The sequence below is a fragment of the Bordetella sp. genome (assembly GCF_057362025.1).
In genome coordinates, this window is the sequence record NZ_JBMQQZ010000080.1 from 138063 (window position 1) to 164123 (window position 26061).

23 protein-coding genes are annotated in these 26061 nt (G+C 65.4%); 14 read left to right on the plus strand and 9 right to left on the minus strand.

Annotated features, from left to right (window positions below):
• Positions 1-70: 70 nt before the first annotated feature.
• From prmA to ACO1P8_RS17045, 4 genes are all read left to right on the plus strand, one after another.
• Positions 71-1000 carry a 50S ribosomal protein L11 methyltransferase gene (gene prmA, locus ACO1P8_RS17030; RefSeq protein ID WP_486297056.1) on the plus strand — a complete coding sequence of 310 codons (930 nt, stop codon included), beginning with the start codon at positions 71-73 and terminating at the stop codon, positions 998-1000.
• A 25-nt stretch (positions 1001-1025) separates the two neighbouring features.
• Positions 1026-2366 carry a DUF3426 domain-containing protein gene (locus ACO1P8_RS17035; protein ID WP_486297057.1) on the plus strand — a complete coding sequence of 447 codons (1341 nt, stop codon included), beginning with the start codon at positions 1026-1028 and terminating at the stop codon, positions 2364-2366.
• A 27-nt stretch (positions 2367-2393) separates the two neighbouring features.
• The gene (locus ACO1P8_RS17040; RefSeq protein WP_486297058.1) at positions 2394-3341 is read left to right on the plus strand and encodes a carbohydrate kinase family protein; all 948 of its coding nucleotides are present in this window, start codon (positions 2394-2396) and stop codon (positions 3339-3341) included.
• A gap of 225 nt (positions 3342-3566) precedes the next feature.
• Positions 3567-4088, plus strand: a complete 522-nt coding sequence (locus ACO1P8_RS17045; protein ID WP_486297059.1) for an outer membrane lipoprotein — start codon at positions 3567-3569, stop codon at positions 4086-4088.
• A 228-nt stretch (positions 4089-4316) separates the two neighbouring features.
• Here the strand turns inward: ACO1P8_RS17045 and ACO1P8_RS17050 are convergent, their stop codons facing one another.
• From ACO1P8_RS17050 to ACO1P8_RS17075, 6 genes are all read right to left on the minus strand, one after another.
• Positions 4317-4877 carry a YggT family protein gene (locus tag ACO1P8_RS17050; RefSeq protein WP_486297060.1) on the minus strand — a complete coding sequence of 187 codons (561 nt, stop codon included), beginning with the start codon at positions 4875-4877 and terminating at the stop codon, positions 4317-4319.
• Positions 4878-5052: 175 nt separating this feature from the next.
• A complete protein-coding gene (locus ACO1P8_RS17055; RefSeq protein WP_486297061.1) occupies positions 5053-5568 on the minus strand; it encodes a histone H1-like DNA-binding protein in 516 nt (171 codons plus the stop codon).
• 265 nt (positions 5569-5833) lie between these two features.
• Positions 5834-7012 carry a ribonucleotide-diphosphate reductase subunit beta gene (locus tag ACO1P8_RS17060; protein ID WP_486297062.1) on the minus strand — a complete coding sequence of 393 codons (1179 nt, stop codon included), beginning with the start codon at positions 7010-7012 and terminating at the stop codon, positions 5834-5836.
• 24 nt (positions 7013-7036) lie between these two features.
• Positions 7037-9967 carry a ribonucleoside-diphosphate reductase subunit alpha gene (locus ACO1P8_RS17065; protein ID WP_486297063.1) on the minus strand — a complete coding sequence of 977 codons (2931 nt, stop codon included), beginning with the start codon at positions 9965-9967 and terminating at the stop codon, positions 7037-7039.
• A gap of 458 nt (positions 9968-10425) precedes the next feature.
• Positions 10426-11391: a Bug family tripartite tricarboxylate transporter substrate binding protein gene (locus tag ACO1P8_RS17070; RefSeq protein ID WP_486297064.1), complete on the minus strand. Its 966-nt coding sequence runs from the start codon at positions 11389-11391 to the stop codon at positions 10426-10428.
• Between the two features lie 129 nt (positions 11392-11520).
• Positions 11521-12351, minus strand: coding sequence for an alpha/beta hydrolase (locus ACO1P8_RS17075; RefSeq protein WP_486297065.1), 831 nt, complete (start codon positions 12349-12351; stop codon positions 11521-11523).
• A 91-nt stretch (positions 12352-12442) separates the two neighbouring features.
• Between ACO1P8_RS17075 and ACO1P8_RS17080 the strand changes: the two genes are divergently transcribed.
• Complete coding sequence (locus tag ACO1P8_RS17080; RefSeq protein WP_486297066.1) at positions 12443-13339, plus strand: LysR substrate-binding domain-containing protein; 897 nt, start codon at positions 12443-12445, stop codon at positions 13337-13339.
• A 191-nt stretch (positions 13340-13530) separates the two neighbouring features.
• Positions 13531-14037, plus strand: coding sequence for a hypothetical protein (locus ACO1P8_RS17085; protein WP_486297067.1), 507 nt, complete (start codon positions 13531-13533; stop codon positions 14035-14037).
• A 15-nt stretch (positions 14038-14052) separates the two neighbouring features.
• Here ACO1P8_RS17085 and gltX read toward each other — a convergent pair whose 3' ends face one another.
• Positions 14053-15465, minus strand: a complete 1413-nt coding sequence (gene gltX / locus ACO1P8_RS17090; RefSeq protein WP_486297068.1) for a glutamate--tRNA ligase — start codon at positions 15463-15465, stop codon at positions 14053-14055.
• A 188-nt stretch (positions 15466-15653) separates the two neighbouring features.
• Here gltX and ACO1P8_RS17095 point away from each other — a divergent pair, with 188 nt between their 5' ends.
• The gene (locus ACO1P8_RS17095; protein WP_486297069.1) at positions 15654-18107 is read left to right on the plus strand and encodes a bifunctional acetate--CoA ligase family protein/GNAT family N-acetyltransferase; all 2454 of its coding nucleotides are present in this window, start codon (positions 15654-15656) and stop codon (positions 18105-18107) included.
• Here the strand turns inward: ACO1P8_RS17095 and ACO1P8_RS17100 are convergent.
• Together ACO1P8_RS17100 and yjgA are read right to left on the minus strand one after the other, a co-directional pair.
• Positions 18100-18783, minus strand: a complete 684-nt coding sequence (locus ACO1P8_RS17100; protein ID WP_486297070.1) for an alpha/beta hydrolase — start codon at positions 18781-18783, stop codon at positions 18100-18102. The genes ACO1P8_RS17095 and ACO1P8_RS17100 overlap by 8 nt on opposite strands.
• A 40-nt stretch (positions 18784-18823) precedes the next feature.
• Positions 18824-19363 (minus strand): ribosome biogenesis factor YjgA, encoded by a 540-nt coding sequence (gene yjgA, locus ACO1P8_RS17105; protein ID WP_486297071.1) that lies wholly within the window; start codon positions 19361-19363, stop codon positions 18824-18826.
• A gap of 60 nt (positions 19364-19423) precedes the next feature.
• Between yjgA and pmbA the strand changes: the two genes are divergently transcribed.
• From pmbA to rplM, 7 genes are all read left to right on the plus strand, one after another.
• The gene (gene pmbA, locus ACO1P8_RS17110) at positions 19424-20788 is read left to right on the plus strand and encodes a metalloprotease PmbA (protein ID WP_486297072.1); all 1365 of its coding nucleotides are present in this window, start codon (positions 19424-19426) and stop codon (positions 20786-20788) included.
• 215 nt (positions 20789-21003) lie between these two features.
• Complete coding sequence (locus ACO1P8_RS17115; protein ID WP_486297073.1) at positions 21004-22155, plus strand: ABC transporter substrate-binding protein; 1152 nt, start codon at positions 21004-21006, stop codon at positions 22153-22155.
• A 94-nt stretch (positions 22156-22249) separates the two neighbouring features.
• Positions 22250-23131: a branched-chain amino acid ABC transporter permease gene (locus ACO1P8_RS17120; RefSeq protein ID WP_486297074.1), complete on the plus strand. Its 882-nt coding sequence runs from the start codon at positions 22250-22252 to the stop codon at positions 23129-23131.
• Between the two features lie 6 nt (positions 23132-23137).
• On the plus strand, positions 23138-24004 hold the full coding sequence (locus tag ACO1P8_RS17125) for a branched-chain amino acid ABC transporter permease (RefSeq protein WP_486297075.1): 867 nt from the start codon (positions 23138-23140) through the stop codon (positions 24002-24004).
• The gene (locus ACO1P8_RS17130) at positions 23997-24782 is read left to right on the plus strand and encodes an ABC transporter ATP-binding protein (RefSeq protein WP_486297076.1); all 786 of its coding nucleotides are present in this window, start codon (positions 23997-23999) and stop codon (positions 24780-24782) included. The genes ACO1P8_RS17125 and ACO1P8_RS17130 overlap by 8 nt, the downstream gene beginning before the upstream one ends.
• A complete protein-coding gene (locus ACO1P8_RS17135) occupies positions 24779-25489 on the plus strand; it encodes an ABC transporter ATP-binding protein (protein WP_486297077.1) in 711 nt (236 codons plus the stop codon). The genes ACO1P8_RS17130 and ACO1P8_RS17135 overlap by 4 nt, the downstream gene beginning before the upstream one ends.
• 339 nt (positions 25490-25828) lie before the next feature.
• Positions 25829-26061: 50S ribosomal protein L13 (gene rplM / locus ACO1P8_RS17140; protein WP_486297078.1), on the plus strand; the 233-nt coding region annotated here is incomplete at its 3' end.

Sequence of the window (26061 nt, forward strand, 5' to 3'; positions counted from 1 at the left end):
GACCGCCCGCGCCACCGCGCGGGCGGGGCCGGTCGGCAGTCCCTGGATACTCAGACGGAAGATCGTTTTCATGCGTGAGCTCGTGCTCCACTCCTCCGAGGCGCAGGCCGAGGCCTTGTCCGATGCGCTGCTGGAAGCCGGTGTCCTGTCGGTGTCGGTGGAAGATGCCGACCGCGACACCGACGCCGAGCAGCCGCTTTTCGGCGAGCCCGGCACCGAGCCGTCCGTGCAGGCGTGGGAACGTAACCGCGTGGTGGCGCTGTTGCCCGACGGCGCGGATCCCGCGCAGATCATCGAGGGCGTCGGCGCCGAACTGGGCGCCGACTATGCCGCCGTGCTGGCCGAGTGGTCGTTGCGCGACGTTCCGGATGCGGACTGGGTGCGGCTGACGCAGCAGCAGTTCGGCCCAATCCATATCGCCGAACGCATCTGGATTGTTCCCAGCTGGCATCGGGACGACCCCGGCGTTCCCGGTCTCGGCAGGCCCGAGCACGCGGCCGGCGGCATCCATATCGAGCTGGATCCGGGCCTGGCGTTCGGGACCGGCAGCCATCCGACGACGCACCTCTGCCTGGCGTGGCTGGAGGCGCAAATGGTGCCCGGGGCGACAGTGCTGGACTACGGCTGCGGCTCGGGCATCCTGGCCATCGCGGCCCGCAAGCTGGGCGCCGGTCGTACCTGGGCGGTCGATATCGACGAACAGGCCGTGATCGCCACGCGTGACAATGCGCGGGTGAACAATGTCGAACTCCTGGCCATGCTGCCCGATGAATTGGAAGAAGGCGCCAGCGATGTCGTCGTGGCCAACATCCTGTCGAATCCCCTGAAAGTGCTCGCGCCGATGCTGTGCGGGCGCGTCGCGCCGGGCGGTTCGCTGGTCCTGTCCGGCGTGCTGGCACGCCAGGCCGAGGAAGTCTGCGCCGTCTATGCGCAGTGGCTTCCCATGTCGGTCTGGCGCGAACGCGATGGCTGGGTCTGCCTGCATGGACGCAGGGCCTGAGGGCCCGCACGGGAAGGTGGCGCACATGGCCATGACCACACGCTGCCCGCATTGCGGTACCGCCTTCAAGGTGGTGGCCGACCAGTTGCGGGTGCGCAACGGCCTGGTTCGTTGCGGGGTCTGCTCGCGGGTGTTCGATGGCCATGCCTGCGTCATGGCGGATTCTTCCGCGCCGTCCGCTGCGCCAAAGGCCGCCGCGGGCCCGGACGTGTCCGCGTGGCAGCAATCCGAGACATCCCCCGTGCTGTCGGTCCAGGTGCCGACGCAGCCGCCGGCATATCCGCCGGCGCCATCCACGCCGCCGGCATATCCACCTGTGCCGTCTGTACAGTCGCCGCCTGCGTCGCCGCGGTCGCCGGCGCAGGCAGAACCCGTGCAGCCGCCCATGGCAGCGGCGCGGCCATCGCAACATTCCCCGGCGCCGTTCCATGTCTCGCCACGGCCCTACGCGCCGCCGCGGCATCAACCGGCGCAGTCATACGCCGTGCCGGAGGGTGCCGCGCTCCCACCGGCCGTGCTGCGCGGTCGCGACGACCGCCGCCGTGCCGTATCCGAGCCTCGCGAACCGGTATTTTTGCCGCCTGCTCCGTCGTTCCCGATGGATGTGGACGATGAAGGCCATGTCATTGGCCATCGCGAACCCTATGCTGCCGATCCCCGCGATGACGATGGACTCGACGTGGCCGGGCCGCCGGTATCCGATATGGCTGTGCCGCGGGAAGACCGCTTCCGCCTCTACGCGGATCGCGACATCGCCGAGGACGACGACCTCGGCTTCATTCCCGTTCCCGGCGAAGCCCGCACCCGCTACGACGACCTGACCGATGCCGGCATGGCGCCTCCCGTCTTCATGGATGAAGAGGTGCAGCGCCGGCGCACGCTGATTTCTCGCCTGTGGATTGCCGGCTGCCTGCTCGGCCTGGTCGTGCTTGGCCTGCAGTGCATCTACATCTATCGCACCGCCATTGCGACCGCCGTCCCGGCGTTGCGGCCGGCCCTGGAAGCCGCCTGCGCGCCGCTGGGTTGCCAGGTCGGCTATGCACGGCGCCTGGAGCGCATTTCCATCACGGCGTCTTCGCTGCAGCCGCAAAGCGGTACGGTGGCGGACGACGCCGGCATGCGGCTGACGCTGCGCGTCACCCTGCGCAACCGTTACGACAAGCCGCAGCCCTGGCCCGCGCTGGTTCTCCAATTGACCGATCTTTCCGATACGGTCGTGGTGCGCAAGGTGTTGCTGCCCGAAAACTACCTGCCGCCGGGCACGCGCGGTCCGTTCCCCGCCGGCGGCGAGCAGAACCTGGCCGTGCCGCTGCAGGTCGACGGTCTGCATGTGAACGGCTATCAGCTCGACAAGTTCTTTCCCTGATCTCTCTGGATAAAAGGATTTCCTATCATGGCAGCTCCGGTTCTGGTGTGCGGTTCCATGGCATTCGACACCATCGCGGTGTTCGAGGGCCGCTTCAAGGAACACATCCTGCCTGACCGCATCCATTCGCTCAGCGTTTCTTTCTTGACGCCATCGATGCGCAAGGAGTTCGGCGGATGTTCCGGCAACATCGCCTACAACCTGAAGCTGCTGGGGGGCGATCCCGTTCCGGTCGCGACCGTGGGCGAGGACGCCACGGGCTACCTGGAACGTCTGTCCGGACTGGGTATCGACATCCGTTACGTCAAGGTCATTCCCCAGACCTTCACCGCGCAGTGCTTCATTACCACCGATCTGGAGGACAACCAGATTGCCGCTTTCCATCCGGGCGCGATGTCGCATTCGGCCGAGAACGACCTCACTGGCGCCCGTGCGCAATGGGCCATCGTGGCGCCTGACGCCAAGGAAGGCATGTTCGCCCATGCCCAACGCCTGAATGCCGCGGGCATACCGTTCATCTTCGACCTGGGCCAGGCCATGCCCCTGTTCGATGGCGCCGATCTGCAGCGCATGCTAAGCCTGGCACAGGCCCTGACCGTGAACGATTACGAAGCCAGCGTCGTCGAGCAGCGCACCGGCAAGACCATTGCCGAGTTGGCGCGCGAACTGCGCGCCGTGGTCGTCACGCGCGGGGCCGAAGGCGCCAGCCTGTGGACAGAGGGGGCGGAACACGCCATTGCCCCGGTCCGGGCCGAGGCGGTGGTCGACCCGACCGGTTGCGGCGACGCCCATCGCGCCGGCCTTCTGCACGGTCTGACCCGCGGCTGGAGCTGGCTGGACAGTTGCAAGCTGGCCAATGTCATGGGCGCCATCAAGATTGCTTCGCGCGGGCCGCAGAACCACCAGCCCACGATCGGGGAAATTGGTAAGTTGCTGCAACAGACCTACGGGCTGCAATTGCCGGCGGCGGCCTAGGGTTGGAAAGGATTCTTTGTGTTTTTATGCCGCGTCGGCCCGTCTCCGGGCCGATAGGGCGGAGCGGAAATCGGGGTGCGGCCTGAAACTTGCGTCAGCCGCGGCAGACTAAGCGAGAACAGTCGTTGCAACGTATTTCCCCGTCCGCAATTTCGGCGAGCCTTACCGAATCGCCGGGGTATTATCCGTAACGCTGGTATATACCGAACAGGAGCCCGCATCATCATGAACAATACCGCCCCCTCCGTTTCCTTCAGCCCCGCGCGGGTTCGCGGCTCGCGCACGGTTCGTTGGGTCGCCATCACCGCCGTGGTTGCATCGGCGGCCTTGGTATCCGGTTGCGCCAACCGCAGCGCGTCCAGTGCAGTCTATAGCTACGATCAGGCGCAACGCGAACAGATCGTACGCACCGGCGTGGTCACCGGCGTGCGTCCCATCACCATCCAGAACGACAAGTCCAGCGGCGCCGGTCTGCTCGCGGGCGGCGCGCTGGGTGGCGTGGCCGGCAACGCGGTCGGCGGCGGCAGCGGCCGCACCATCGCCACCGTCGGCGGCGCCATCCTGGGCGCGCTGGCGGGCAATATGGTGGAAAACCGCGTCGGTACGACTTCCGGCCTGGAAATCACCGTGCGCCTGGATAACGGCGAAACGCGTGTGGTTGCGCAGGAAGCCGACGTGCCTATCAGCGTAGGCCAGCGCGTGCAGGTTATCAGCGGCACCGGTCCGACCCGCGTCACGCCGATGTAATCCGCGCGCACGGCGGCGCGCGTGCCGCCAGCCCGGCCCATGTGGCAGCAATGGCACGGGGTAGGGCACACGGAACGCGCGAAAAGAAAGCCTGTCTTGTACGCAAGACAGGCTTTTCTCTTGGTGCGCGCCCCGGCATGCCGCCTCGCGGCAGGGGCCTTTCCGGGCGGCGCGGCAATCGCCGGCGTGCCGGCCGGTCCGCGGCGCGGTCGGGGGAGCGGCAGGCGGCTACAGGCCGAAAGCCGCGTATGTGACGCGGGTGATGACCATCAATGCCACCTGGGCCAGCACCAGCAGGACCAGCGGCGAAAAATCGATCGGGGTACGCGGCAGGATGCGCCGTATGGGGTCGAGCAGCGGGTCGGTCAGGGCCTGCAGCACCGGCATCAGCGGTGCGCCGGGATTCACCCAGGATAGGACGGCCTGCGCCAGCGTCACCCAGACGATCAGGTTGAAGACCCACTTGACCACCGTCAGGAACGAAATGCCCAGTGCGATCGGCAGGGCGGACAAGGGGATGACCATGCCCAGCGACGTCACCCACATCAGCAGCAGGTAGATCAGGGCGGTCAGCCACGCGGCAATCAGCGTGGCCCAATCCACCGCGCCGCGCGAGGGCAGAATGCGTCGCAATGGGTTCACCAGCCAGTTGGTGGCTTGGTAAATGAAGCGCGCGACGGGGTTGAAGGGATGCATGCGGACCGCGTGCATCCATGCCCGCGCGATAAGCGCGGCGCCGAATAGGGTGAAGAGCGTATCGAGCAAAAAACGTGAGATGTCGCCGAACATGGCCGCCTGCTTTGTTGGTAAGTCGTATGAAAGGGGTCTTACGGCAGGCCAATTGTCGCACGATGTCACGACCCGCGGCGTCGGCCTTTGCGCGCGCGCCGGCCTGCGCACGCATGCAAAAAAGCCACCTGGCAGGGCCAGGTGGCTTTCGTACTACAGTGCTGCGGTGTCGACCTTACGGACGGCTACCGGTCGGGAACGGCCACGACGCGGCAGGGTTCAGTGCGGTCTTCGCGCCCGGGGCGGCAGCGGTCGAAGGCGGCGTGGCCGGCTTCTTGGCGGCAGCCTTCTTTGCAGCAGGCTTTTTGGCGGCAGGCTTTTTGGCAGCAGCCTTTTTCGCAGGGGCCTTTTTGGCGGCCGCTTTCTTGGCGGGCGCTTTCTTGGCAGCCTTCTTGGCAACCTTCTTGGTCGCTACCTTCTTGGTCGCTACCTTTTTGGTCGCGGCTTTCTTGGCCGGGGCCTTTTTGGCGACGACTTTCTTGACTGCCTTCTTTGCTACTTTCTTGGCAGGCGCCTTCTTGACGGCCTTCTTCGCTACCTTCTTGGCGGCGACTTTCTTGACGACCTTCTTGGCGACGACCTTCTTGGCGGCAGTCTTCTTCACCGCTTTCTTGGCGGGGGCTTTCTTCACAGCTTTTTTGGCTGTGGCTTTCTTAACCGCCTTCTTGGCGGCCTTCTTGGCAGTTGCCATGGCATTGCTCCTTAGGTTCAGGGGTCCCAGAACTTAAACCCGTGCACCGTCCCGCCTTCAGACGGAACGATGCCCGAGCTATTCATCGGCGCATACCACTGTCCCATGCAGGCGACAGCTACATCGATGTGCGCTAATGAATGCGGCACTGCCATTTGATATGGCCCCCGCTCCTCATGGCGCGAGCCATTTCAAATGGCGCCGACAGGTGGCACGGCCATCCGCGCCACCCATCGCTACGTTGCTTCCGACACCCTGGCCCGGTTCATTCCCAGCTCAGCGTGCCTCCGGTTTGGTATTCGATGACTCGAGTTTCGAAAAAGTTTCGTTCTTTCTTGAGGTCGATCATTTCCGCCATCCACGGGAAGGGATTTTCTTCCTGTGGGAACAGCGCCTCGATACCGATCTGCTGGCAACGGCGATTGGCGATGAAGCGCAGATACGACTTGAACATCGGCGCATTCAAACCCAGCACACCGCGCGGCATGGTGTCTTCGGCGTAGGCGTACTCCAGTTCGACAGCCTTCAGGAAAAGAGCACGGATTTCTTCACGGAACTCGGGCGTCCAGAGGTGCGGATTCTCGAGCTTGATGGTGTTGATCAGGTCGATGCCGAAATTGCAGTGCATGGATTCATCGCGCAGGATGTACATGTACTGTTCGGCCGCGCCGGTCATCTTGTTCTGGCGGCCCAGCGCCAGGATCTGCGTGAACCCCACATAGAAGAACAGGCCTTCCATCAGGCAGGCAAAGACGATCAGCGACTTCAGCAGTTTCTGGTCGGCTTCCGGCGTGCCGGTATGGAAGTTGGGGTCCGCGATCGCTTCGATGAACGGGATCAGGAATTCGTCCTTGGCGCGGATGGACGGAATCTCGTTATAAGCATTGAAGATTTCCGATTCGTCCAGGTCCAGGCTTTCGACGATGTATTGATAAGCGTGGGTATGGATGGCTTCTTCGAATGCCTGGCGCAGCAGGAACTGCCGGCATTCCGGAGCCGTGATGTGCCGGTACGTACCCAGCACGATATTGTTGGCGGCCAGGGAATCGGCCGTCACGAAGAAACCCAGGTTGCGCTTGACGATGCGGCGTTCGTCTTCGGTCAGGCCCGTGGGGTTCTTCCAGAGCGAGATATCGCGCGACATGTTGATTTCCTGCGGCATCCAGTGGTTGGCGCAGGTGGCCAGGTATTTTTCCCAGGCCCATTTGTATTTGAACGGGACCAGCTGATTGACGTCGGTCTGGCCGTTGATGATGCGTTTATCGGCAACCTTCACGCGTTGCGCGGCAGCCCCGGCCTGCGCGGCGGTGGACGCCGGCACGGCCGCAGGCAGCGCGGCATCGTCGAAGGCGCCCGTCGACGCCCGCGCGGGCATGCCGCCCGCCGGCTTGGCGGCGGTCTGGCCCGGTTGCAGTGCGACGTTGTCGTCTTCCCAATTGATCATGTGAAATTCTCCGGATGCGGTCGATTACTGGCAGGCTTCGCACTCTTCGAAACCGGGATCACCCGGCCTCATGGTGCAAACCGCTCCGACGATTTCAGGTTCCGGCAGGGTGGGCGCCGCGGCGGCCGAAGCCGTGCCGGTCTGGCCGCCCGAAGCGACTGCGTTCAATTCGCCGCCGCGGCCGGTGGATTTTTCCGCGCTGGTGGCGCCCAGCGTGCGCAGGTAATACGTGGTCTTCAAACCACGCAGCCACGCCAGCTTGTACGTTTCGTCGAGCTTCTTGCCCGATGCGCCTGCCATATAGATATTGAGCGACTGCGACTGATCGATCCACTTCTGGCGACGCGACGCGCATTCCACCAGCCAGCGCGGTTCGACTTCGAACGCGGTGGCGTAGATTTCGCGGAGTTCAGCGGGCACGCGGTCGATGCGGGATAGGCTGCCGTCGAAGTACTTGAGGTCGGCGACCATGACTTCGTCCCAAAGACCGAGTTTCTTCAAGTCGCGCACGAGGTATTCGTTGACGACCGTGAACTCACCGGAGAGATTCGATTTGACGTACAAGTTCTGGTAAGTGGGTTCGATGCACGCAGATACGCCAATGATATTGGAAATCGTCGCGGTTGGGGCGATTGCCACGCAATTGGAGTTACGCATGCCGTGCGCTTTGATGCGTGCACGCAACGCATCCCAATCCAATGCGGACGACATATCGACGTCGACATTGCCGCCGCGTTCTTCACGCAGCAGATTCAACGTGTCTTGCGGAAGGATGCCGCGATCCCACAGCGAGCCCTTGTACGTCGGATACGTGCCGCGCTCTTCAGCGAGTTCGCTGGAAGCGAGGTACGCGTAGTAGCACACGGCTTCCATCGATCGATCGGCGAATTCCACTGCGGCTTGCGACGCATACGGCACGCGCATCATGTGCAGGCAATCCTGGAAGCCCATGATGCCCAGGCCGACGGGACGATGGCGCTGGTTGGAGTCCTTCGCCTTCTTGACCGCGTAATAGTTGATGTCGATGACGTTGTCGAGCATGCGCATCGCCACGCCGATGGTGCGCTTGAGCTTGTCCAGATCCAGCTCGAAGCCGCCGTTGGCGGTGGGCTTCATGTGCGCGACCAGATTCACCGAACCCAGGTTGCACACCGCGATTTCCGACTCGTTGGTGTTCAGCGTGATTTCCGTGCACAGGTTGGAGCTGTGGACCACGCCGACGTGCTGCTGCGGCGAGCGGATATTGCACGGATCCTTGAACGTGATCCAGGGATGGCCGGTTTCGAACAGCATGGACAGCATCTTGCGCCACAGCGTGAGCGCCGGCATCTTTTTGTAAAGCTTCAACTCGCCGCTGGCCACGCGCGCTTCGTAGCCCAGGTAAGCCTGTTCGAACTCGCGGCCATACTTGTCGTGCAGGTCGGGGCAGTCCGACGGCGAAAACAGTGTCCACTCGCCACTTTCCATGACCCGCTTCATGAACAGGTCGGGGATCCAGTTGGCAGTGTTCATGTCATGGGTGCGGCGGCGTTCGTCGCCGGTGTTCTTGCGCAGCTCCAGGAATTCTTCGATGTCCAGGTGCCACGTCTCCAGATAGGTGCACACGGCGCCCTTGCGCTTGCCGCCCTGGTTCACCGCGACCGCGGTATCGTTGACGACCTTCAGGAAGGGAACCACGCCCTGGCTTTCGCCGTTGGTACCTTTGATGTGGCTACGCAAGGCGCGTACCGGGGTCCAGTCGTTGCCCAGGCCGCCCGCGTATTTCGCGAGCAGCGCGTTTTCCTTGATGGCGTCGTAGATACCTTCCAGGTCGTCCGACACGGTGGTGAGGTAGCACGACGACAGCTGCGAATGCAGGGTGCCCGAATTGAACAGGGTGGGCGTCGAGCTCATGAAGTCGAAGGACGACAGGATCTCGTAGAACTGGATGGCGCGCGCTTCGCGATCGACGCCGGGTTTCGTTTCGCCCAGAGCCAGGCCCATGGCTACGCGCATGTAGAAGACCTGCGGCAGTTCGATGCGGCGGCCACGGATGTGCAGGAAGTAGCGGTCGTACAGCGTCTGCAGGCCCAGATAGCTGAACTGCAGATCGCGTTTCGCGTCCAGCGCGGCGGCCAGGCGCGGCAGATCGAATTGCGCCAGCTTGGTATCGATCAGGCCACCTTCGATGCCGCGCGAAATGAACGTCGGGAAATAATCGGCATAGCGCTGCGCCATCTGTGCCTGCGAGACTTCCTCGCCCAGCACTTCCTTGCGGATCGTGTGCAGCAGCAGGCGCGCGGTGACCTGGCTGTAGGCCGGGTCTTTTTCGACCAGCGCGCGCGCGGACAGGATGGCCGACTTGTAGACTTCATCGACCGGGATGCCGTCGTACAGATTCTTGACGGTCTCCTTCAGGATGGCTTCGGCGTCGATATAGTTGGACAGCCCCACACCGGCGGCTTCGATCGTGGCGCGCAGTTCGGCCAGATCCAGGGGGCGCTTCACGCCCTGGTCCGTCACGTTCAGGACATGCTCGGGCTGCGCGGCGGCGGCCGGCGGGGTGTGCTCGGCGGCACGCTCCTGCGAGCGCTTCTCGCGATACAGCACGTAGGCGCGGGCGACATCGTGTTCGCCCGAGCGCATCAGCGCCAGTTCGACCTGGTCCTGGATTTCCTCGATATGGAAAGTGCCGCCATTGGGGCGGTTGCGCATCAGGGCGTTGACGGCCTGGCGCGTCAAGGTGTCGACGAGTTCGCGCACGCGGGCGGAGGCGGCGCCCTGGCCGCCGTTGACGGCCAGGAAGGCCTTGGTCATCGCGATGGCGATTTTGCTGGGTTCGAAACCGACCACCGCGCCGTTGCGCCGGATAACCTGGTAACCGGCCCATTGGCCGGAAGCAGGTGTCGATTGATCATTGTCGGAAGGCGGCACGGCGCTCGGCCGAGTCACAGAGGCAATCGAAGTGTGCTGCATGGAAGCTCCTGTGCGTAGTAAAAAGCGCGAGTGACGTCGCGCTCGGGTGTTCGAATAGGGTGGAAGAAGGGGTGGTTACCAAAGGACGCAAATGGGCCGGAAACGCATCCAGCCCAAGTCCTAACCACAAGATGTTGTGTCTTACCCCGACCCCAGGCCCAATTCTAGTGGTGGAAGGGGATGGCTACAAGCGTGAAGCGGAACGCGATACTTCTTTAAGTTGTTACGAAGTATATCGCCGGGGCGTTATCTTGTCCGAGGGCGAAGTGCCTGCTCCGCCAGCCCCGTATTGTCGCACGGACGGGGCCGGCCGCCGGTGCCGCCGGGCGCGGCCGGGACGCCCGGCCCCTGCCGTTATTGAAGTGCGATGCCGGCCTGAAGTCCGGTGCCGGCCGCCGCCTTTTTTAAGGTGTAAAACCGGCCACCGGTGCCGTCGAGAGGTGATGCCGACCGTTGCTTCATTGCCGCGTAATCCCCGCCGTTGCGATCCACTGCTTCCAGCGCTCGGCGTCCTGCCGCACGAAGGCGTCGAACTGCGCGACATCCATGCGTTTGGGTTGCAGGCCGAGACGGCTTAGCTTGCCGTGGATTTCCGGATCGTCGACCGCCCGCGCCAGATACCGGTTCATCGCCTGGACGATGGGTTCCGGCGTGCCCGCCGGCGCGGACAGCCCCAGCCAGCCCAGCACCACGAAGCCGGGGTAGTACGAAGCCATGGTGGGCACCTTGGGCCACGCCGGGTGGGCCGCTTCGCCTGTGACGGCGATGGCGCGCAGGCCCTTGCCGTCGATCTGGCCCATCGCCGTCAGGTAATCCACGAAGGCGAAGTCGATCTGCCCGCCCCGCAGATCGGTAATGATCTGCGTGACGTTCTTGTAGGCGGCGCCGTCTATCTGCAGCGCGCCGCGCGCCTTCAACAGTGCCGACGGTACCTGCGACGACGAGCTGTAATAGCCGTAGAACACCTTGCCCGGGTGCTGTTTCGCGTAATCCACCAACTGGGGCATGGTCTGGAAGGGGCTGCCCGGCGATACCACGGCGACCGATCCGAATGTCCCGAGCATGCCTACCTGGCGGAAGTCCTTGAGCGGGTCGTAGGGCAAGGACTTATACAGATAGGGATTGGCAGCCTGCGTGGAGTTGGTCGACAGCAGGAACGTGTAGCCATCGGCTGGCGCCGACTTCACCGTGTTGGTGCCGACGATGCCACCCGCGCCAGGGCGATCTTCCACCACGACGCTTTGGCCGGTTTTGGCGCCCAGATATTGGGCGAATGTACGGGCCGTCAGGTCGGCCGCGCCGCCGGCGGCAGAGGGCACAACGATGGTCACGGTGCGTGCCGGCCATTCCGAGGCAACTGCCGGCGATGCCATCCAGACGCCGCATATCGCGAGCGCCGCCAACAGCTTTTTGTGCGTCTTCAAGGTTGTCTCCCCAGTTGTGCGCGGTGGCGATGGGGAAATCCCATCGTCATTCCCGCGCGGCTCCATATGGTGGTCTCTCTCTCTATATATATAGCGATGGCGCCAACGCCGCCGCAGCCATGTAACGGATCAGCCGGGAAAATGGCGCTCGTACCAATCGCGTATCGCCTCTGCGCTTTCCCGCCAGCCGCGTGCGTACATCATGCAGTGAGGCATGTCCGGCAGCAGGCGATATTCGAAGCCGTAGAGATCGGCCACGGCCCGGTCCTGGCCCGGCGGATGCCGCGCGGCGTCGTCCCGGCCCGCTTCCAGGCACAGGCCCGGTGCATCGATCGCCTGTGCCGGGATGGCCAGTCGCAGCAAATAACGGTCGTTCATGGCCTCCGCGCTTTCCGGGCACAGGCGGGCCGCGACCGCGGCGACGGCGTGTCGCTCCATGTCTCCGGTGAACCGCCTGCGTACGTCGTCCAGGCCGGGCGGCGGCCGGCTGGCGCCAACCGGCACCGGGTCCAATGCCAGCGCGCCCGATACATTGGCCGGCGGCGACGGGGCCATCAATACGATACCGGCGGTTTTGCGTTGGGTGGCGGCAAAGAGCGCCGGCAGGGCGCCCATGCTGTGTCCCGCCACCACGATCGGGCCTTCGATCAGGTCCATGGCCTGCGCGACGCATACGCCGAAATCGCCGACACCATGGCGATGGTAGTCAGGGCCCTGTGGCAGCCCGCCGTGGCCGGGCAGGTCCAGGGCCGCGCAGCCGATGCCCAGGGCGGCGAAGTACTCCAGGTAGCCCGCATAGCACCAGGCACCATGAAATGCGCCGTGCACGAAAAGCAGTGTGGGCCTGCCCGCCTTGCCGCGTGCGCCGACGACCAGCCGGCCCTCGCCGGCCGGCAGCGGCGGCATTCGATCGAGGAGCGTGAAGTCCGGAAGGGCGGCGGGGGGCGTGATGGCGTCCATGCGGCGAATGGTAGGCTGCGGCAGGCGATGAGAAAAATTTATTTTTTCTATCCGATAATAAGTCCGGCAAATACATGAAAAAGGCCGCGCCATGAGCCAGCTTCCGGATCTTTCCATCGCGCATTACCGGCATTTCCTATTGGTGGCGGAGCTGCGCAGTTTCCGCGCGGCAGCGGCGCGCGCCTTCCGTTCCCAGCCCGCCTTGTCGCTGTCCATTCGCGAGATGGAGCAACGCCTGGGGCAGCCGCTGTTCGAACGCGGCGCGCGGGTAAGCCTGACGCGCTTCGGCGAATCCTGCCTGCCGCTGGCGCGCGAACTGGTCGATCATCACGACCGTGTGGCCATGAGCATCGGCGGCATGGCGCGCAGCGAAACGGGTCTGCTGACGATGGCCGCGGTCGCCACGGCCGCCTCGCTTTGGATACCCGACCTGGTTGCCCGCTACCGCGCCGCCCATCCCGACGTCGCGATGCGGCTTTATGACGACAATTCCGAAGGGGTGGAGCGCATGGTGCTGGCGGGGCAGGCCGAATTGGGCATATGCAGTCCGGTCCTGAGCGACAAGCGCCTGGTATTCGAGCCGTTGTGGCGGGACGAATTCGGCCTGGTCTGCCGCGACGATCATCCCTTGGCGCAGCGGGCGTGGTTAACGTGGAAAGAGGTGGCCGGACTGCCGCTCATCGGTACCGTGGCGCATCGCCAGCTGGCCGGGCATCGGGCGGCGGCCTTCATGATGAACCTGCCCGTCTTCGTGTCCCACATGATGTCGCTGACCGCGATGCTGGAGCGAGGCGTCGGCGTTACCGTGCTGGCGGAGCTCGGCAAGCCTCCCGACGCACGCAATCTGGTCTTCGTCCCGTTGCGCCGCCCGCGCATCGGCCGTACCTTGGGGATGACCCGGCTGGCGGGGCGAACGCTGTCACCGGCGGCATCCGTCATGGAGGCCCTATTGCGCGAGACGGCCGCGACGTCCGTGCATGCCGCCTGATCCCGGCCTGCCCGCCAATTTTCGCGTATCCCCCGGACGGTGTTGCGCGTTACGCACAACTACCGCATTGCGAGCGTTTATGTTGGGCATGGGCGTTGCGTCTTGCCGCCGCGATATTCAGAATCGGTATGTCGCACCGATGTGTTCCTTTTCCGCGCAATGCGGATATCTCGGTGGCCTGTGAGGATTTCATGAGCAGTGCATTTTCGCGTTTCGCCGGCGTAGCCTGCGCCGCGTTCGTTCTGGCCGGTTGCGCAATCAAGAAAAACGAATCGCCCCATCCGGCGGCCCAGCCGCCTTCTCCCCCCAGGCCCGTGGCCTGCGCCGCCAGCGCCGGCGCGGATGCCCTGGCCGGAACGTGGTATTCGGTCTCCACGCCGCGCGGCGTGGGCGGCACGCAGCAAACCCTGCTGGTGCTGGCGCCGGACGGCAAGATGCATTATCGGACCCAGCTCAAGATCCGCAACAAGGCGCGGCCCGGGCTGGATGAAACGGGGTGCTGGACGTTCGCCAACGGCGTCTACACCATGCAGACCACCGAATCCAACGGCGATCCCGTCGACCTGTCGGATCCGATCTACACCAACCGCTACCGGGTGGAAGCGCTCGACAAAAGCACGCTGGTCCTGCGCGACGAGAAGCCGGGTGGAGAAGTGCTGAAGGCGCGCAGGATGCCCCCGGGGTACCTGCTGCGCTGAGATCCCGCGGTAGCCCTACGCCAGCGCGCGTTCCAGGCGGCCCAGGACTTTTTCCCTGCCCAGCAGGGCGAGCACGGCATCGATGGCCGGCGTCTGGGTCTGGCCCGTCACGGCCACGCGCAAGGGAATGGCCAGTTGCGGCATCTTCATGCCGCGCGCCGCAAGCACGCGCTTGATGGCGGCGGACAAGGCCTCCTTCGACCAGTCGCCGCCACCGGCCTCGCCGGCGAATTCTCCCAGGGCCTCGCGGGCCGGCTCGGTCAGGTGCTGCGCCGCCAGTTCCTGCGGCACGCCGCCGAACGGCCCGCAGAACAACATGGCGCCGTCGGCCAGCTGCTCGAGCGTTTCGGCGCGGTCTTTCAGCAGCGCCATGACGGCAGGCAGGTCGGCCGCGGCGGGATCGCCGCCACGCCGCGCGATGCGCGGCGCGACACGTTCGGCCAGTTCGGCATCGGTCATCTGGCGCAGGTAGTGGGCGTTGACCCAGTTCAGCTTCTTCGGGTCCCATTGCGACGCGGACTTCGACAAATGCCGCGTATCGAACCATTCCACCAACTGGTCGCGGGTGAAGAGCTCGTCATCGCCGTGGCTCCACCCCAGCCGGGCCAGGTAGTTGATCATGGCTTCCGGCAGGTAGCCGTCCTTGTCGTATTCCATGACGCTGACCGCGCCGTGGCGCTTGGACAGCTTTTCCCCATCCGGTCCCAGGATCATGGGCACGTGGCCGTATTCGGGCAATTGCGCGCCCAGCGCGCGCAGGATATTGATCTGGCGCGGCGTGTTGTTGACATGGTCGTCGCCGCGCAGCACATGGGTGATGCCCATGTCCCAGTCGTCCACCACGACGCAGAAGTTGTAGGTCGGCGTGCCGTCCGGGCGCGCGATGATCAGGTCGTCCAGTTCGCCGTTGTCGAAGCTGATCGGTCCCTTCACCATATCGTTCCAGCTGGTGGTGCCCGTCAGCGGGTTCTTGAAGCGGACCACCGGCTGGCGGCCTTCGGGGATGGCCGGCAGCGTCTTGCCCGGCTCCGGCCTCCACGTGCCGTCATAGCGCGGCTTCAGGCCCTGGGCGCGGGCGCGTTCGCGCATGGCTTCCACTTCCTCGGGCGTGCAGTAGCAGTGGTAGGCCGTGCCCGCGGCCAGCATCTGGGCCACGACCTCGCGGTAGCGGTCCATGCGGCGCATCTGGTAGAAGGGGCCTTCGTCCGGCTGCATGCCCAGCCAATCCATGCTGTCCAGGATGGCCTGCACGGCTTCCGGCGTCGATCGTTCCACGTCGGTGTCTTCGATGCGCAGGATGAACACGCCGCCATGGTGACGGGCAAACGCCCAGGAAAAAAGCGCCGTGCGCGCGCCGCCCAGATGCAGGTAGCCGGTGGGCGAAGGGGCGAAACGGGTGCGAACGCGGGAAGGGGAAGTTTGGGTCATCGGAAAGCAGGGTCGGTTATCATATTGCGCAATAGCGGCATTTTAGTTCCATGTCGCCGCATGCCACCCGCGACGCATGAAACAGATGTAGCCCGGCCAGGGACGCCGCGGATCCGGCTCCGCCGGTCCGCCAGCGTCGCTCCCTTAAGGGGGAAGCGTGCAGCGCTTCGAGGGAGGGCCCAATCCCTATGCTTCGACACGCACTGGCTTCGCTGTTCGACCCGCGTTCCCTGCTCATCATCGCGGACCGTCCCTTGCCGGGCACGGCGATTCTGCCCGCGGCCCTGCGTGCCCGCACCACCACGATCGACTGCGCGCCGGGCGTGGCGCCCGACATTCCCGAAAGCCTCGCCGGCCTGGACGCCGGCGAGCGGCCGGACCTCGCGCTGGTATGCGTGGCGCCCGCGGTCTTCGCCGAAACCCTGCGCCGCCTGGCACCACGCGCGCCGCGCGCCCTGATCGTGCTGCCGCACGAACAGCCCGACCCCTATCCGCGCGGCACCATCGCCCTGTGCCAGGCCTGGGCGCAGGAAAACCGCTGCAAGCTGCTGGGGCCGCGCGCCTTCGGCGTCCAGCGTCCGCATGCCAGCCTGAACTTCAGCCAGCATCCCTCGCTGGCGCGCGCCGGGCGCGTCGCGCTGGTGGCGCAGTCGCGTTCCATCATCGCCGCCGTCATGGATTGGGCCGAGGACGTGCATTTCGGTTTTTCCACGGCGATCGCCCTGGGCGACGAGGCCATCGTGGGACTGGGTCCGGTGCTGGACTACCTGGCCACGGATCCGCGCACCGACAGCATCGCGCTGTACCTGGAGGACGTCGGCTCCGCCCGGCCCTTCATCAGCGCGCTGCGCGCAGCGGCCAGCGCCAAGCCCGTGGTGGTGCTCAAGGCCGGCCGCGGCGACGATGACGATGCCGTTTTCGATGCGGTGCTGCGGCGCGCCGGCGCGGTGCGCGTGCGTTACTTCGTGCAGTTGTTCTCGGCATTGAAAGTGCTGGGCTATGCAAGGCGGCCGCGCGGGCGGCGCGTCGCGCTGTTCTCCAACGGCAGCGGGCCGCCGCAGTTGGCGCTGGACCTCATCGGCCCGGATGCCGCGGTGGCCCGCGCCGAGCTCTCTCCGGCAACGGAGCGGGCGCTCGAAGCGCTGCTGGAACCCGGGTCGGCCGTCGCCAATCCCGTCATCACCCATGCACCGCTGACGCCGGACGTGGCGCAGGCGGTGCTGGACACCCTTATCGACGATACGGGCGTGGACGGCGTGCTGGTGCTGCTGGCGCCGGACGCGCTGGCCGACCTGCGCGCGGTGGCGCAACGGTTGGCGCTGATCGCGCCGCGCGCGCGCAAGCCCATCGTGTCCTGCTTCATGGGCGATGCCGGCATGCGGCCGCTGCGGCGCATGCTGGACGACGCCGGCACCTCAGCCTTTCGCACGCCGGAATCGGCCGCCGATGCGTTCGGCGTGCTGTCCACCCACTACTACAACCAGCAACTGCTGCTGCAATCGCAGCCGCCGCTGCCCCAGGGGCCGCAGCCGGACACTGCAGCCGCGCAAGCCATCGTCGATGCGGTCCGGCGCGACGGGCGCCATGCGCTGGGGCCGGCCGAAACGCGGGATGTCCTGGCCGCCTACATGGTGCCGATACAGGACACCATGCCCAGCGGCGCGTTCGAGCCTTTGTCGCGTCCCATGGCAATACGGGTCCACCGCGACGCGCGCTTCGGGCCGGTGATCCGCTTCGCCGCCGGCGGGCCCGATGCGGTGCTGAGCCCCGCCGACCGCGGCATGGACCTGCCCCCCCTCAACGGCTTCCTCGCGCAGCAGCTCATCGAACGCAGCCGCTTGTGGCGCAAGGTGCTGGCGCATCGCATGGGGCTGGCCGCCTTCGAAACCCTGCAGCAGGCGCTGGTGCGGGTGTCCGAATTGATCACCGACGCGCCGGACATCGAAGCGCTGGATATCGACCCCCTGTACGCCGGCGAGGCCCGGCTGTACGCGAGGTCCGTCCGCGTGGCGTTGACCCGCCAACCGGCCGCGCCGTGCCCGCATCTGGGCGGCTATCCGCACATGGCCATCCATCCCTATCCGTCGCGGCTGGTGCAGGTTCGCCACTTCGCCGACGGCACGCCCTGGGTGGTGCGGCCCATCCGCCCGGAGGACGCGGATGCTTTGCAGGCCTTCATCCGCGATCTGTCCGAGCGTTCGCGATACATGCGCTTCGTGTCGATGATGCGCGAACTGACGCCACGCATGCTGGCCCGGTACACGCAGGTGGATTACGACCGCGAACTGGCCCTGGTGGCCACCACCGAGCTGCCCAACCCGGCCCATCGCGGCCACCGTCACGATGCCGTGATCGGCCTGGCCCACTATCTGCGCAACCCGGACGGCCGCGGCGCGGAATACGCGCTGGTCGTGGCGGATGCCTGGCAGGGCCGCGGCCTGGGCCGTCAACTGATGACGCTGCTGATCGACGCGGCCCGCGAGCAGGGCCTGGAATATATCGAAGGCCTGGTGCTGGCGGACAACCGGCCCATGCTGCGGCTGATGACCAGCCTGGGCCTGAAAAACGACCCGGAGCCGGAGGACCCCTCCCTGCGGCGCGTGTGGCTGGACCTGGGGCGGCCGGCCGCCGGCGCTACTTGAGGACTTCCATCAGGAAATCGCGGATATCGGCGATCTCCTCGGCGCACACGGAGTGCTGCATGGGGTAGGTATGCCAGCGGACGTCGTGGCCCAGCGATGTGAGCATGTCGCGCGAGGCCGTGGCCCGCGCGATGTTGACCACCGGATCGTATTCGCCATGGGCCAGGAAAATCGGTGTGTCCGCATTGGCGCCGTGGCGCTCCGCGGACGCGGCGTCCAGCAGCGGCAGATAGCCGGACAGTCCCATCATGCCGGCCAGCTTTTCCGGTAGCCGCAGGCCGGTGTGCAGCGTGACCGCGCAGCCTTGCGAGAAACCGGCCAGCACGATGCGAGAGGTGGGAATGCCGCGGCCGTTTTCGCGCGCGATCAGGGCGCGCACGGCGGCCTCGGAGCGCCGGATGCCGTCGGCGTCCTCGCGGCGCACCAGGTCCATGACCAGGATGTCGTACCAGGATCGCATGTGCATGCCGCCGTTGATGGTGACCGGCTGAACCGGCGCGTGCGGAAAGACGAAGCGCACGGCGGGGGCGGCGGGTAGCCGCAATTCGGGGACGATGGGCGCGAAATCGTTGCCGTCCGCGCCCAGCCCATGCAGCCAGATCACCGCGTGCGTGGGTTGCGGGCCGGTCTCGAGTTCGATGCAGTCCAGCAGTTCGGAGGGGGTATGGGAGGTCATGGGGCAGGGCTATGAGGTCGGGCTCTCTGGCTGCGGGCGTTCAGGACTGCAAAGTCTTCAGGGCCTGGAACAGCGCCCGGTAGTGCTTGCGCTTGGGCTCCTGCCCCTGCGCCAGGCTGGCGTTGGCGCGGGCTTCCTTGCGGGCCTCGCGGATCAGCGTGCGCAGATGCTGGGCGTCGCCGCCCGGGTTGCGGGCCAGCAGGTCGGTCAGCGCGGCATCGTCTTCCAGCAGGCGGTCGCGCAGGCTTTCCAGGCGATGCATCGCCGCGGTTTCCTCGCGCGAGCCGTTCTCCCAGGTGTCCAGCTGGCGCCGGATATCGTCGGCCGGCGCGTCGCGCATGAGCTTGCCGACGTAGTGCGTCTGGCGGCGCAGCCCTTCGCGGCTGGTGGTGCGCTGGGCCTCGCGGATGGCGTCGTACAGGCGTTCGGCCAGGGGCAACTGGCGCAGTCGTTCCGGAGACAGCCCGATCAATTGCTTGCCAAGATCCGTCAGGGCAAGCATTTCGCGCTTGACCTGGGATTTGCTCGGGCGGTCGTAGCCGTCGTCCTCGTCGCCGGCGGACTCGGTTATTTCTGACATTGTAGGAACAGCAGGTTTGCGGACTTGGCTATGATACCTGTCTCTCTCAAGCGAGTTTCAATGGTCACTTATTCTTCTTCCCTGCCGGTCGCCGAAAACCAGGCGCGATTCAGCGAACTGGTCCAGAGCGTCCTCGCCCACGCGCGCAAGGTCGGCGCCAGCGACGCCGTCGCCGAAGTCTCCGAAAGCCTGGGGCTCTCGGTATCGGTGCGCAAGAACGATATCGAAACGGTAGAGCAAACGCGCGACCGTTCCCTGGACGTGACGGTCTACGCCGGCAAGCGGCGCGGTTCGGCATCCACCTCCGATTTCTCCGAGGCGGCGCTGCGCGAAACCGTGGAAGCGGCCTGGCATATCGCCAGCCACACCGCGGAGGACCCCGCAGCCGGGCTGCCGGACGCCGATATGCTCGCCCGCGACTATCCGGACCTGGCCCTGCACTATCCCTGGGCCATCGGCACGGAAGAGGCCGCGGAACTCGCCCTGCGCGCCGAACGCGCGGCCCGCGCCGTCGACGCCCGCATCACGAACACGGAAGGCGCCTCCATCGGCACCTTCGAAGGCCAGTTCGTGATGGGCAATACCCGCGGCTTCCTGGGGGGCTATCCCTATTCGCGCCACAGCCTTTCCGTGGCGCCGATCGCCGGGCGCGGCAACGGCATGCAGCGCGATTACTGGTACAGCAGCGAACGCAATGCCGCCAATCTGGCCGAACCGGAGGCGGTGGGGCGCTACGCGGCCGAACGAGCCCTGTCGCGCCTGTCGGCCCGCCGCATCCGCACCGGAAAATTCCCCGTCCTGTTCGAAGCACCGCTGGCGCTGGGGCTGCTGGGGGCGCTGACGCAGGCGGTCAACGGCGGCGCGCTGTACCGCAAGGCCAGCTTCCTGCTCGATAGCCTGGGCAAATCCATCTTCGCCGATCATATCGATATCGCCGAGGACCCCCATGTCGCGGGCGCCATGGGCAGTTCGCCCTTCGATGACGAAGGCGTCATTACGCAGGCCCGCAACGTGGTGACGGCAGGGGTGCTGCAGGGCTATTTCCTGTCCACCTACACCGCCCGCAAGCTGGGCATGCGGAGCACCGGCAACGCCGGCGGATCGCACAATCTGGCGCTGCGCTCGCGCCTGACCCAGCCGTCGGACGACCTGCCCCCCATGCTGCGCAAGAAGGGCACCGGTTTTATGGTGACGGAGCTGATCGGCCAGGGCGTGAACTATGTGACCGGCGATTATTCGCGCGGCGCCTTCGGCTACTGGGTCGAGAACGGCGAAATCCAGCATGCGGTGCAGGAAGTCACGATCGCCGGCAATTTGCAGGACATGTTCCGGCAAATCGTCGCGGTGGGCGCGGACACCATTGCCCGGGGTACGAAGTCCACCGGGTCTATCCTGATCGAGCAAATGGCCATCGCCGGGGAATAATACGCAGGCCCGCCGCTTTCCCCGGCCGGCGGTGCGGCGAAAACGTCGCGCTTGCGCAGGTTTGAGGCCTTTCCAGGGTTGCAACCCGCAACAAATAACGCAATTCGAGTAATAATGGCGGACTTGCCCAAGCCGGCCCAGCCGGCTTGGGTCTGCTCATCAGCGAGGCGCAGACCCTCGCGCACATATATAACGCCCGTGAGAGAGGCCTTCCCATGAAGACGACATACCAACTGCTGGCTGCCGTGGTGGCCAGTGCCTTCCTGCCCGCCGTGCATGCGGCCGACATCAAGCTGGGCATGGCCGAAGCCTTGTCCGGCGGTGCCGCCCAGTACGGCATCTCCATTCGCAACGGCTTCCAACTGGCCGCGGACGAAATCAACGCCGCGGGCGGCATCAACGGCAACAAGATCGCCCTGGTGATCGAAGACGAGCAAGGCAAAAAAGAAGAAGCCATCAACGTCTTCAAGAAACTGATCTTCCAGGACAAGGTCCTGATGACCTTCGGCCCCACGCTGTCGAATTCCGCGCAGGCCGCCGATCCCATCGCCCAGGCCGCCAAGACCGTGGCATTCGGCACGTCGAACACCGCGGACGGCATCACGTCCATCGGCAACTACATCTTCCGCAATTCGGTGACCGAAGCGGACGTGCTGCCGGCCACGCTGACCACCGTCAAGAACAAGGTGGGCCTGAAGAACGTCGCCGTCCTCTATGGCAACGATGATGTCTTCACCAAGAGCGGCTACGACAACTTCAAAAAGGCGCTGGAAGACCTGAAGATCCCGGTCACCACCACGGAAACCTTCGCCAAGGGCGACGTCGATTTCAAGGCGCAGCTGACCAAGATCAAGGGCACGAATCCGGATGCCATCGTCCTGTCCGCCCTGCTGGCCGAAGGCGGTCCCATCATGGTGCAGGCGCGCCAGCTGGGGCTGAATGTGCCCGTCATCGGCGGCAACGGCATGAACTCCGTGAAGATCTTCGACCTGGCGCCCGGCGCTGCGTCCAACAACCTGTGGATCGGCAGCCCGTGGTCCATCGAGAACAAGACGCCGGAAAACACCAAGTTCATCGACGCCTACAAGGCCAAGTACAACATCGCGCCGGACCAATTCTCCGCGCAGGCCTATGACGCCATGTACATCGTCGCGCAGGCACTGAAGAAGGTGCAGCTCAAGGGCGACCTGGCCGCCGACCGCACCGCCCTGCGCGACGCGCTGCCCGCCGTCCAATGGACCGGCGCCACCGGCGCGTTCAAGTTCCGTCAAGCCAAGGATCGTGCCGGCAAGCCCGCTGGCTACGACGCCGTACAGGCGCCGATCATCAGCAAGACGGAAAACGGCAAGTACGTCATAGAGAAGTAACCCCTGCGCGCGAGCGCGGCTCCCGCCGCCTCCGACGCCTTGCGGGCTGCGCCTGCCGCGGTTCGCAAGGCGTTTTCGATTCGGATGTCCCGGTATGTTGGAACAACAATTCGTCAATGCCCTGTCCCTGGGCTGCGTGTACGCCCTGTTCGCCCTGGGCTTCACGCTGGTCTTCGGTGTGCTCGGCATTATCAATCTGGCGCATGGCGCGGTCTTCATGGTCGGTGCCTACGCGGCCCTGTCCATCATCACCAAGCTGGGCATTCCGCTATGGATCTCGCTGATCCTGACTTTCGTCGTCGCCGGCGCGCTGGGCGCCCTGATCGATTGGCTGGTCCTGAAGCCGCTGCGGCGCCGCAACGCGCCCCATCTGATACCCATGATCGCCACCATCGGCGTGGGTATCGTCCTGAACAACGGCGTCCAGGGCATCTACGGCGCCAATAACCTGCGCTTTCCGCCCGGCGTGGTGCCGGACAGCTCGATGGTAATCGCCGGGATACACGTCACGGCGATCGAGCTGGCAATCATCTTCCTGTCCTTCGCCCTGATGGCTGTGCTGATGCTGGTCATGCGGCGCACGCAGTTCGGGCGCGCGCTGCGGGCGATCGCCGAATCGCCCAAGGCCGCCTGGCTGCTGGGCATCAATGTCGAGCAACTGTTCCTGCTCACTTCCTTCCTGGCCGGCGGCCTGGGCGGTGTCGCCGGCCTGCTGATCGGCCTGTATTCCAATGCGCTCTACCCCCTGATGGGGCAGCCCATGCTGCACAAGGGCATTGCCGTCATCATCCTGGGCGGCATGGGCGATATCCGCGGCGCCATGCTGGGCGGCCTATTCCTGGGATTCGCCGAAGTGCTGTCCGTCGCGTACATCGGCTCGACCATGCGCGATGCCGTGGCCTTCGGCCTGCTCTTCCTGATCCTGCTGGTGCGCCCCCAGGGCCTGTTCGGCAAAGTGGTGCAACGCAAGGCCTGATTGATCATGACTGCATTCGATAGTTTCTGGGCCATCTACGGCAATGTGGTGCTGACGCTGGGCACCAACGCCCTGTTGGCATTGTCGATCTGGCTGACGCTGGCCTGCGGCATGCTGGCCATGGCCAATGCCGCCTTCATGGGCATCGGCGCCTACGCGGCCGCCATCCTGACGATGAATTACGGCATGCCGTTCGGCGTTGCCCTGGCCGGCGGAATGGCGGCGCCTGCCCTGGTCGCGGCCCTGATCGGGCTGCCGACGATACGGCTGTCGGGCGTGTATCTGGCCATGGCGACGCTCGGCTTCGGCGAGGTGGTGCGCGTGGCGGTGCTCAATACGGAATCGCTTACCGGCGGCGCGCTGGGGCTGAACGGCATTCCGCAATCCACGCAATGGTGGCACGTGCTGGTGGCCGTCGTGGTGGTGTTGCTGCTGCTGTGGCGGGTACGCGCTTCCAAGGTGGGCCGCGCCTTCGATGCGATCAGGGGCGACGAGACCGCGGCCGGGCTTATGGGCATCAACGTGCGCGCCAACAAGATGCTTGCGTTCATCATGGGCGGCGCGATCGCCGGCCTGGCCGGCGCGTTGAACGCCCATCTGACCTTTTTCATCGGGCCGGGCGAATACGGCTTCGATCGCGGTGTGGAAATCCTGACGATGGCCATACTGGGCGGCATCGGCGGCCTTGCCGGCCCGGTGCTGGGCAGCTCCATCATCACCCTGTTGCCGGAAGTCTTGCGCGGTTTCAGCGATTTCCGGCTGGTCGCCAACGGATTGATTCTTGTGCTGATCGTGTTATTCCTGCCGCAAGGCATCTGGGATCCCGTACGTTTCGCGCGCTGGACGCGCAGGGGGGCCAGGCGCCATGCTTGAACTTGCTTCCATCTCCATGCGATTCGGCGGCCTGCATGTGTTGCAGGACGTCAACCTGCAAGTGCCCGAGGGCGCCATCTTCGGACTGATCGGCCCCAACGGCGCGGGCAAGACGACGGTGTTCAATATCATCACCGGCCTGCTGCGTCCCAGCGGCGGCCAGGCCCGCTTCGCCGGCCAGAGCCTGGTCGGCATGGCGCCGCACCAGATCACGCGCGCCGGCATCGCGCGTACTTTCCAGAACATACGCCTGTTCAAGGAAATGACGCTGCTGGAAAACGTAGTCGTCGGCGCCTATCGCCATATGCACTACGGGGTGGCGGGCATGCTTTTCAGCCTGCCCGGCTTCCGTCGCCACGAGGCCAGGGCGCGCGAGCGCGCCCTGGAATTGCTGTCCTGGATGCGCCTGGACCACAAGGCACACGACCTGGCCGACAATCTTTCCTATGGCGAACAGCGCCGCCTCGAACTGGCGCGGGCGCTGGCCACGGAACCTCGCCTGCTCCTGCTGGACGAGCCCGTGGCCGGCATGAATACCGGCGAGCGCGCCGAGCTGATGCACGAAATCGAGGCCATCCGCCGCCGCGGCTACACCATCCTGATGATCGAACACGATATGCGCTTCGTCATGGGGCTGTGCGAAACCATTGCCGTGCTGAACTTCGGCAAAATCATCGCCAGCGGTCCGCCGGATGTCATCCGCGCCGATGAGCAGGTTATCGAAGCCTATCTGGGCCGCGACGACGAGGAAGACGCCGCGCAGGAGGTAAGCGCATGACCGCCATGCTTGAAATCCGTGGTCTGGAAGTCAACTATGGCCACATCGAAGCCGTGCGCGGCGTCGACATGTCCCTGCAGGCGGGAGAAATCACCGCTTTGGTCGGCGCCAACGGCGCCGGCAAGTCCACGACGCTGCTGGCGCTGTCCGGCCTGCTGCCCAAAGCCGCGGGTTCGGTGTACTTCGAAGGCGAGGACATCACCCGCCTGGCGCCGCACCAGGTCGTCGCGCGCGGTATCGTCCAGGTGCCGGAGGGGCGGGCGATCCTCACGACCATGACGGTGCGCGAGAACCTGGAGCTGGGGGCCTATCGGCGCGGGCGCGCCGACACCGGCGCCGATCTGGACTACGTGTTCAATCTGTTCCCACGGCTGAAAGAGCGGCTGGACGGCATCGCCGGCAACCTGTCGGGCGGCGAACAGCAGATGCTGGCCATCGGCCGCGCGCTCATGGCCAAGCCGCGCTTGCTGCTGCTGGACGAACCGTCCATGGGGCTGGCGCCCATTGTCGTGCAGGAAATTTTCCGCGCCCTGCGCGCCATCAATGCCGACGGTCTCACCCTGTTTCTGGTGGAGCAGAACGTGCGCCAGGCGCTGAAAGTGGCCGGTCATGGCTACGTCCTGGAAAACGGCGCGCTGGCACTAACCGGCACCGGGCGCGAACTGCTCGGCCATCCCCGGGTGCTGGAAGCCTATCTGGGCGCGTAGTTCGGGGTCGCACGGCAGGGCGGCAGCGAAGGGTGGCCGGCCATGGCGGGCCGCCCGCCGCCATGGCATGGTCGCGGCGGTTCCGTGTTCCCCGCGGTCCGGCGGACGGTCTGGGGGCCGGCGGTCCGGGTGGCCGCGGGTGACCCCCAGGCGCCCGGCTGGCCGGCACCGTCTGGGCGGCGCGGTTCGCTCAAACTTTGCGCGTTTTCATGCTAGAATCGACGACTTTCCCTTATTTCGACCGGCACGGGCGGCTGATAACGCTTAGGCAGGACGGGTAACAGGAAAGCCATCCCGGCCGATTCCGGCCGGATGAACATACTCAATTCAGGAACCATCATGAAGACCTTTGTGGCCAAGCCGCATGAAGTCAAGCGTGAGTGGTTTGTGATCGACGCGAAGGGCAAAGTCCTCGGTCGTGTGGCCAGCGAAGTCGCACACCGTCTGCGTGGTAAGCACAAACCCGAATTCACGCCTCACGTCGATACGGGCGATTACATCGTCATCATCAACGCGGCGGACATCGTCGTTACCGGGAACAAGTCGCAGGACAAGAAGTACTTCCGCCACAC

What these genes read in the sequence shown, in the direction of transcription:
- ACO1P8_RS17115 (WP_486297073.1), top strand. Translation starts at nt 21,004, where the DNA reads ATGAAGACGACATACCAACTGCTGGCTGCCGTGGTGGCCAGTGCCTTC.
- gltX (WP_486297068.1), bottom strand. Translation starts at nt 15,465, where the DNA reads ATGACCCAAACTTCCCCTTCCCGCGTTCGCACCCGTTTCGCCCCTTCG.
- ACO1P8_RS17045 (WP_486297059.1), top strand. Translation starts at nt 3,567, where the DNA reads ATGAACAATACCGCCCCCTCCGTTTCCTTCAGCCCCGCGCGGGTTCGC.
- ACO1P8_RS17040 (WP_486297058.1), top strand. Translation starts at nt 2,394, where the DNA reads ATGGCAGCTCCGGTTCTGGTGTGCGGTTCCATGGCATTCGACACCATC.
- ACO1P8_RS17080 (WP_486297066.1), top strand. Translation starts at nt 12,443, where the DNA reads ATGAGCCAGCTTCCGGATCTTTCCATCGCGCATTACCGGCATTTCCTA.
- ACO1P8_RS17100 (WP_486297070.1), bottom strand. Translation starts at nt 18,783, where the DNA reads ATGACCTCCCATACCCCCTCCGAACTGCTGGACTGCATCGAACTCGAG.
- ACO1P8_RS17060 (WP_486297062.1), bottom strand. Translation starts at nt 7,012, where the DNA reads ATGATCAATTGGGAAGACGACAACGTCGCACTGCAACCGGGCCAGACC.
- ACO1P8_RS17050 (WP_486297060.1), bottom strand. Translation starts at nt 4,877, where the DNA reads ATGTTCGGCGACATCTCACGTTTTTTGCTCGATACGCTCTTCACCCTA.
- ACO1P8_RS17075 (WP_486297065.1), bottom strand. Translation starts at nt 12,351, where the DNA reads ATGGACGCCATCACGCCCCCCGCCGCCCTTCCGGACTTCACGCTCCTC.
- ACO1P8_RS17035 (WP_486297057.1), top strand. Translation starts at nt 1,026, where the DNA reads ATGGCCATGACCACACGCTGCCCGCATTGCGGTACCGCCTTCAAGGTG.
- ACO1P8_RS17120 (WP_486297074.1), top strand. Translation starts at nt 22,250, where the DNA reads ATGTTGGAACAACAATTCGTCAATGCCCTGTCCCTGGGCTGCGTGTAC.
- ACO1P8_RS17095 (WP_486297069.1), top strand. Translation starts at nt 15,654, where the DNA reads ATGCTTCGACACGCACTGGCTTCGCTGTTCGACCCGCGTTCCCTGCTC.
- ACO1P8_RS17055 (WP_486297061.1), bottom strand. Translation starts at nt 5,568, where the DNA reads ATGGCAACTGCCAAGAAGGCCGCCAAGAAGGCGGTTAAGAAAGCCACA.
- ACO1P8_RS17135 (WP_486297077.1), top strand. Translation starts at nt 24,779, where the DNA reads ATGACCGCCATGCTTGAAATCCGTGGTCTGGAAGTCAACTATGGCCAC.
- ACO1P8_RS17085 (WP_486297067.1), top strand. Translation starts at nt 13,531, where the DNA reads ATGAGCAGTGCATTTTCGCGTTTCGCCGGCGTAGCCTGCGCCGCGTTC.
- ACO1P8_RS17125 (WP_486297075.1), top strand. Translation starts at nt 23,138, where the DNA reads ATGACTGCATTCGATAGTTTCTGGGCCATCTACGGCAATGTGGTGCTG.
- yjgA (WP_486297071.1), bottom strand. Translation starts at nt 19,363, where the DNA reads ATGTCAGAAATAACCGAGTCCGCCGGCGACGAGGACGACGGCTACGAC.
- ACO1P8_RS17065 (WP_486297063.1), bottom strand. Translation starts at nt 9,967, where the DNA reads ATGCAGCACACTTCGATTGCCTCTGTGACTCGGCCGAGCGCCGTGCCG.
- ACO1P8_RS17130 (WP_486297076.1), top strand. Translation starts at nt 23,997, where the DNA reads ATGCTTGAACTTGCTTCCATCTCCATGCGATTCGGCGGCCTGCATGTG.
- pmbA (WP_486297072.1), top strand. Translation starts at nt 19,424, where the DNA reads ATGGTCACTTATTCTTCTTCCCTGCCGGTCGCCGAAAACCAGGCGCGA.
- prmA (WP_486297056.1), top strand. Translation starts at nt 71, where the DNA reads ATGCGTGAGCTCGTGCTCCACTCCTCCGAGGCGCAGGCCGAGGCCTTG.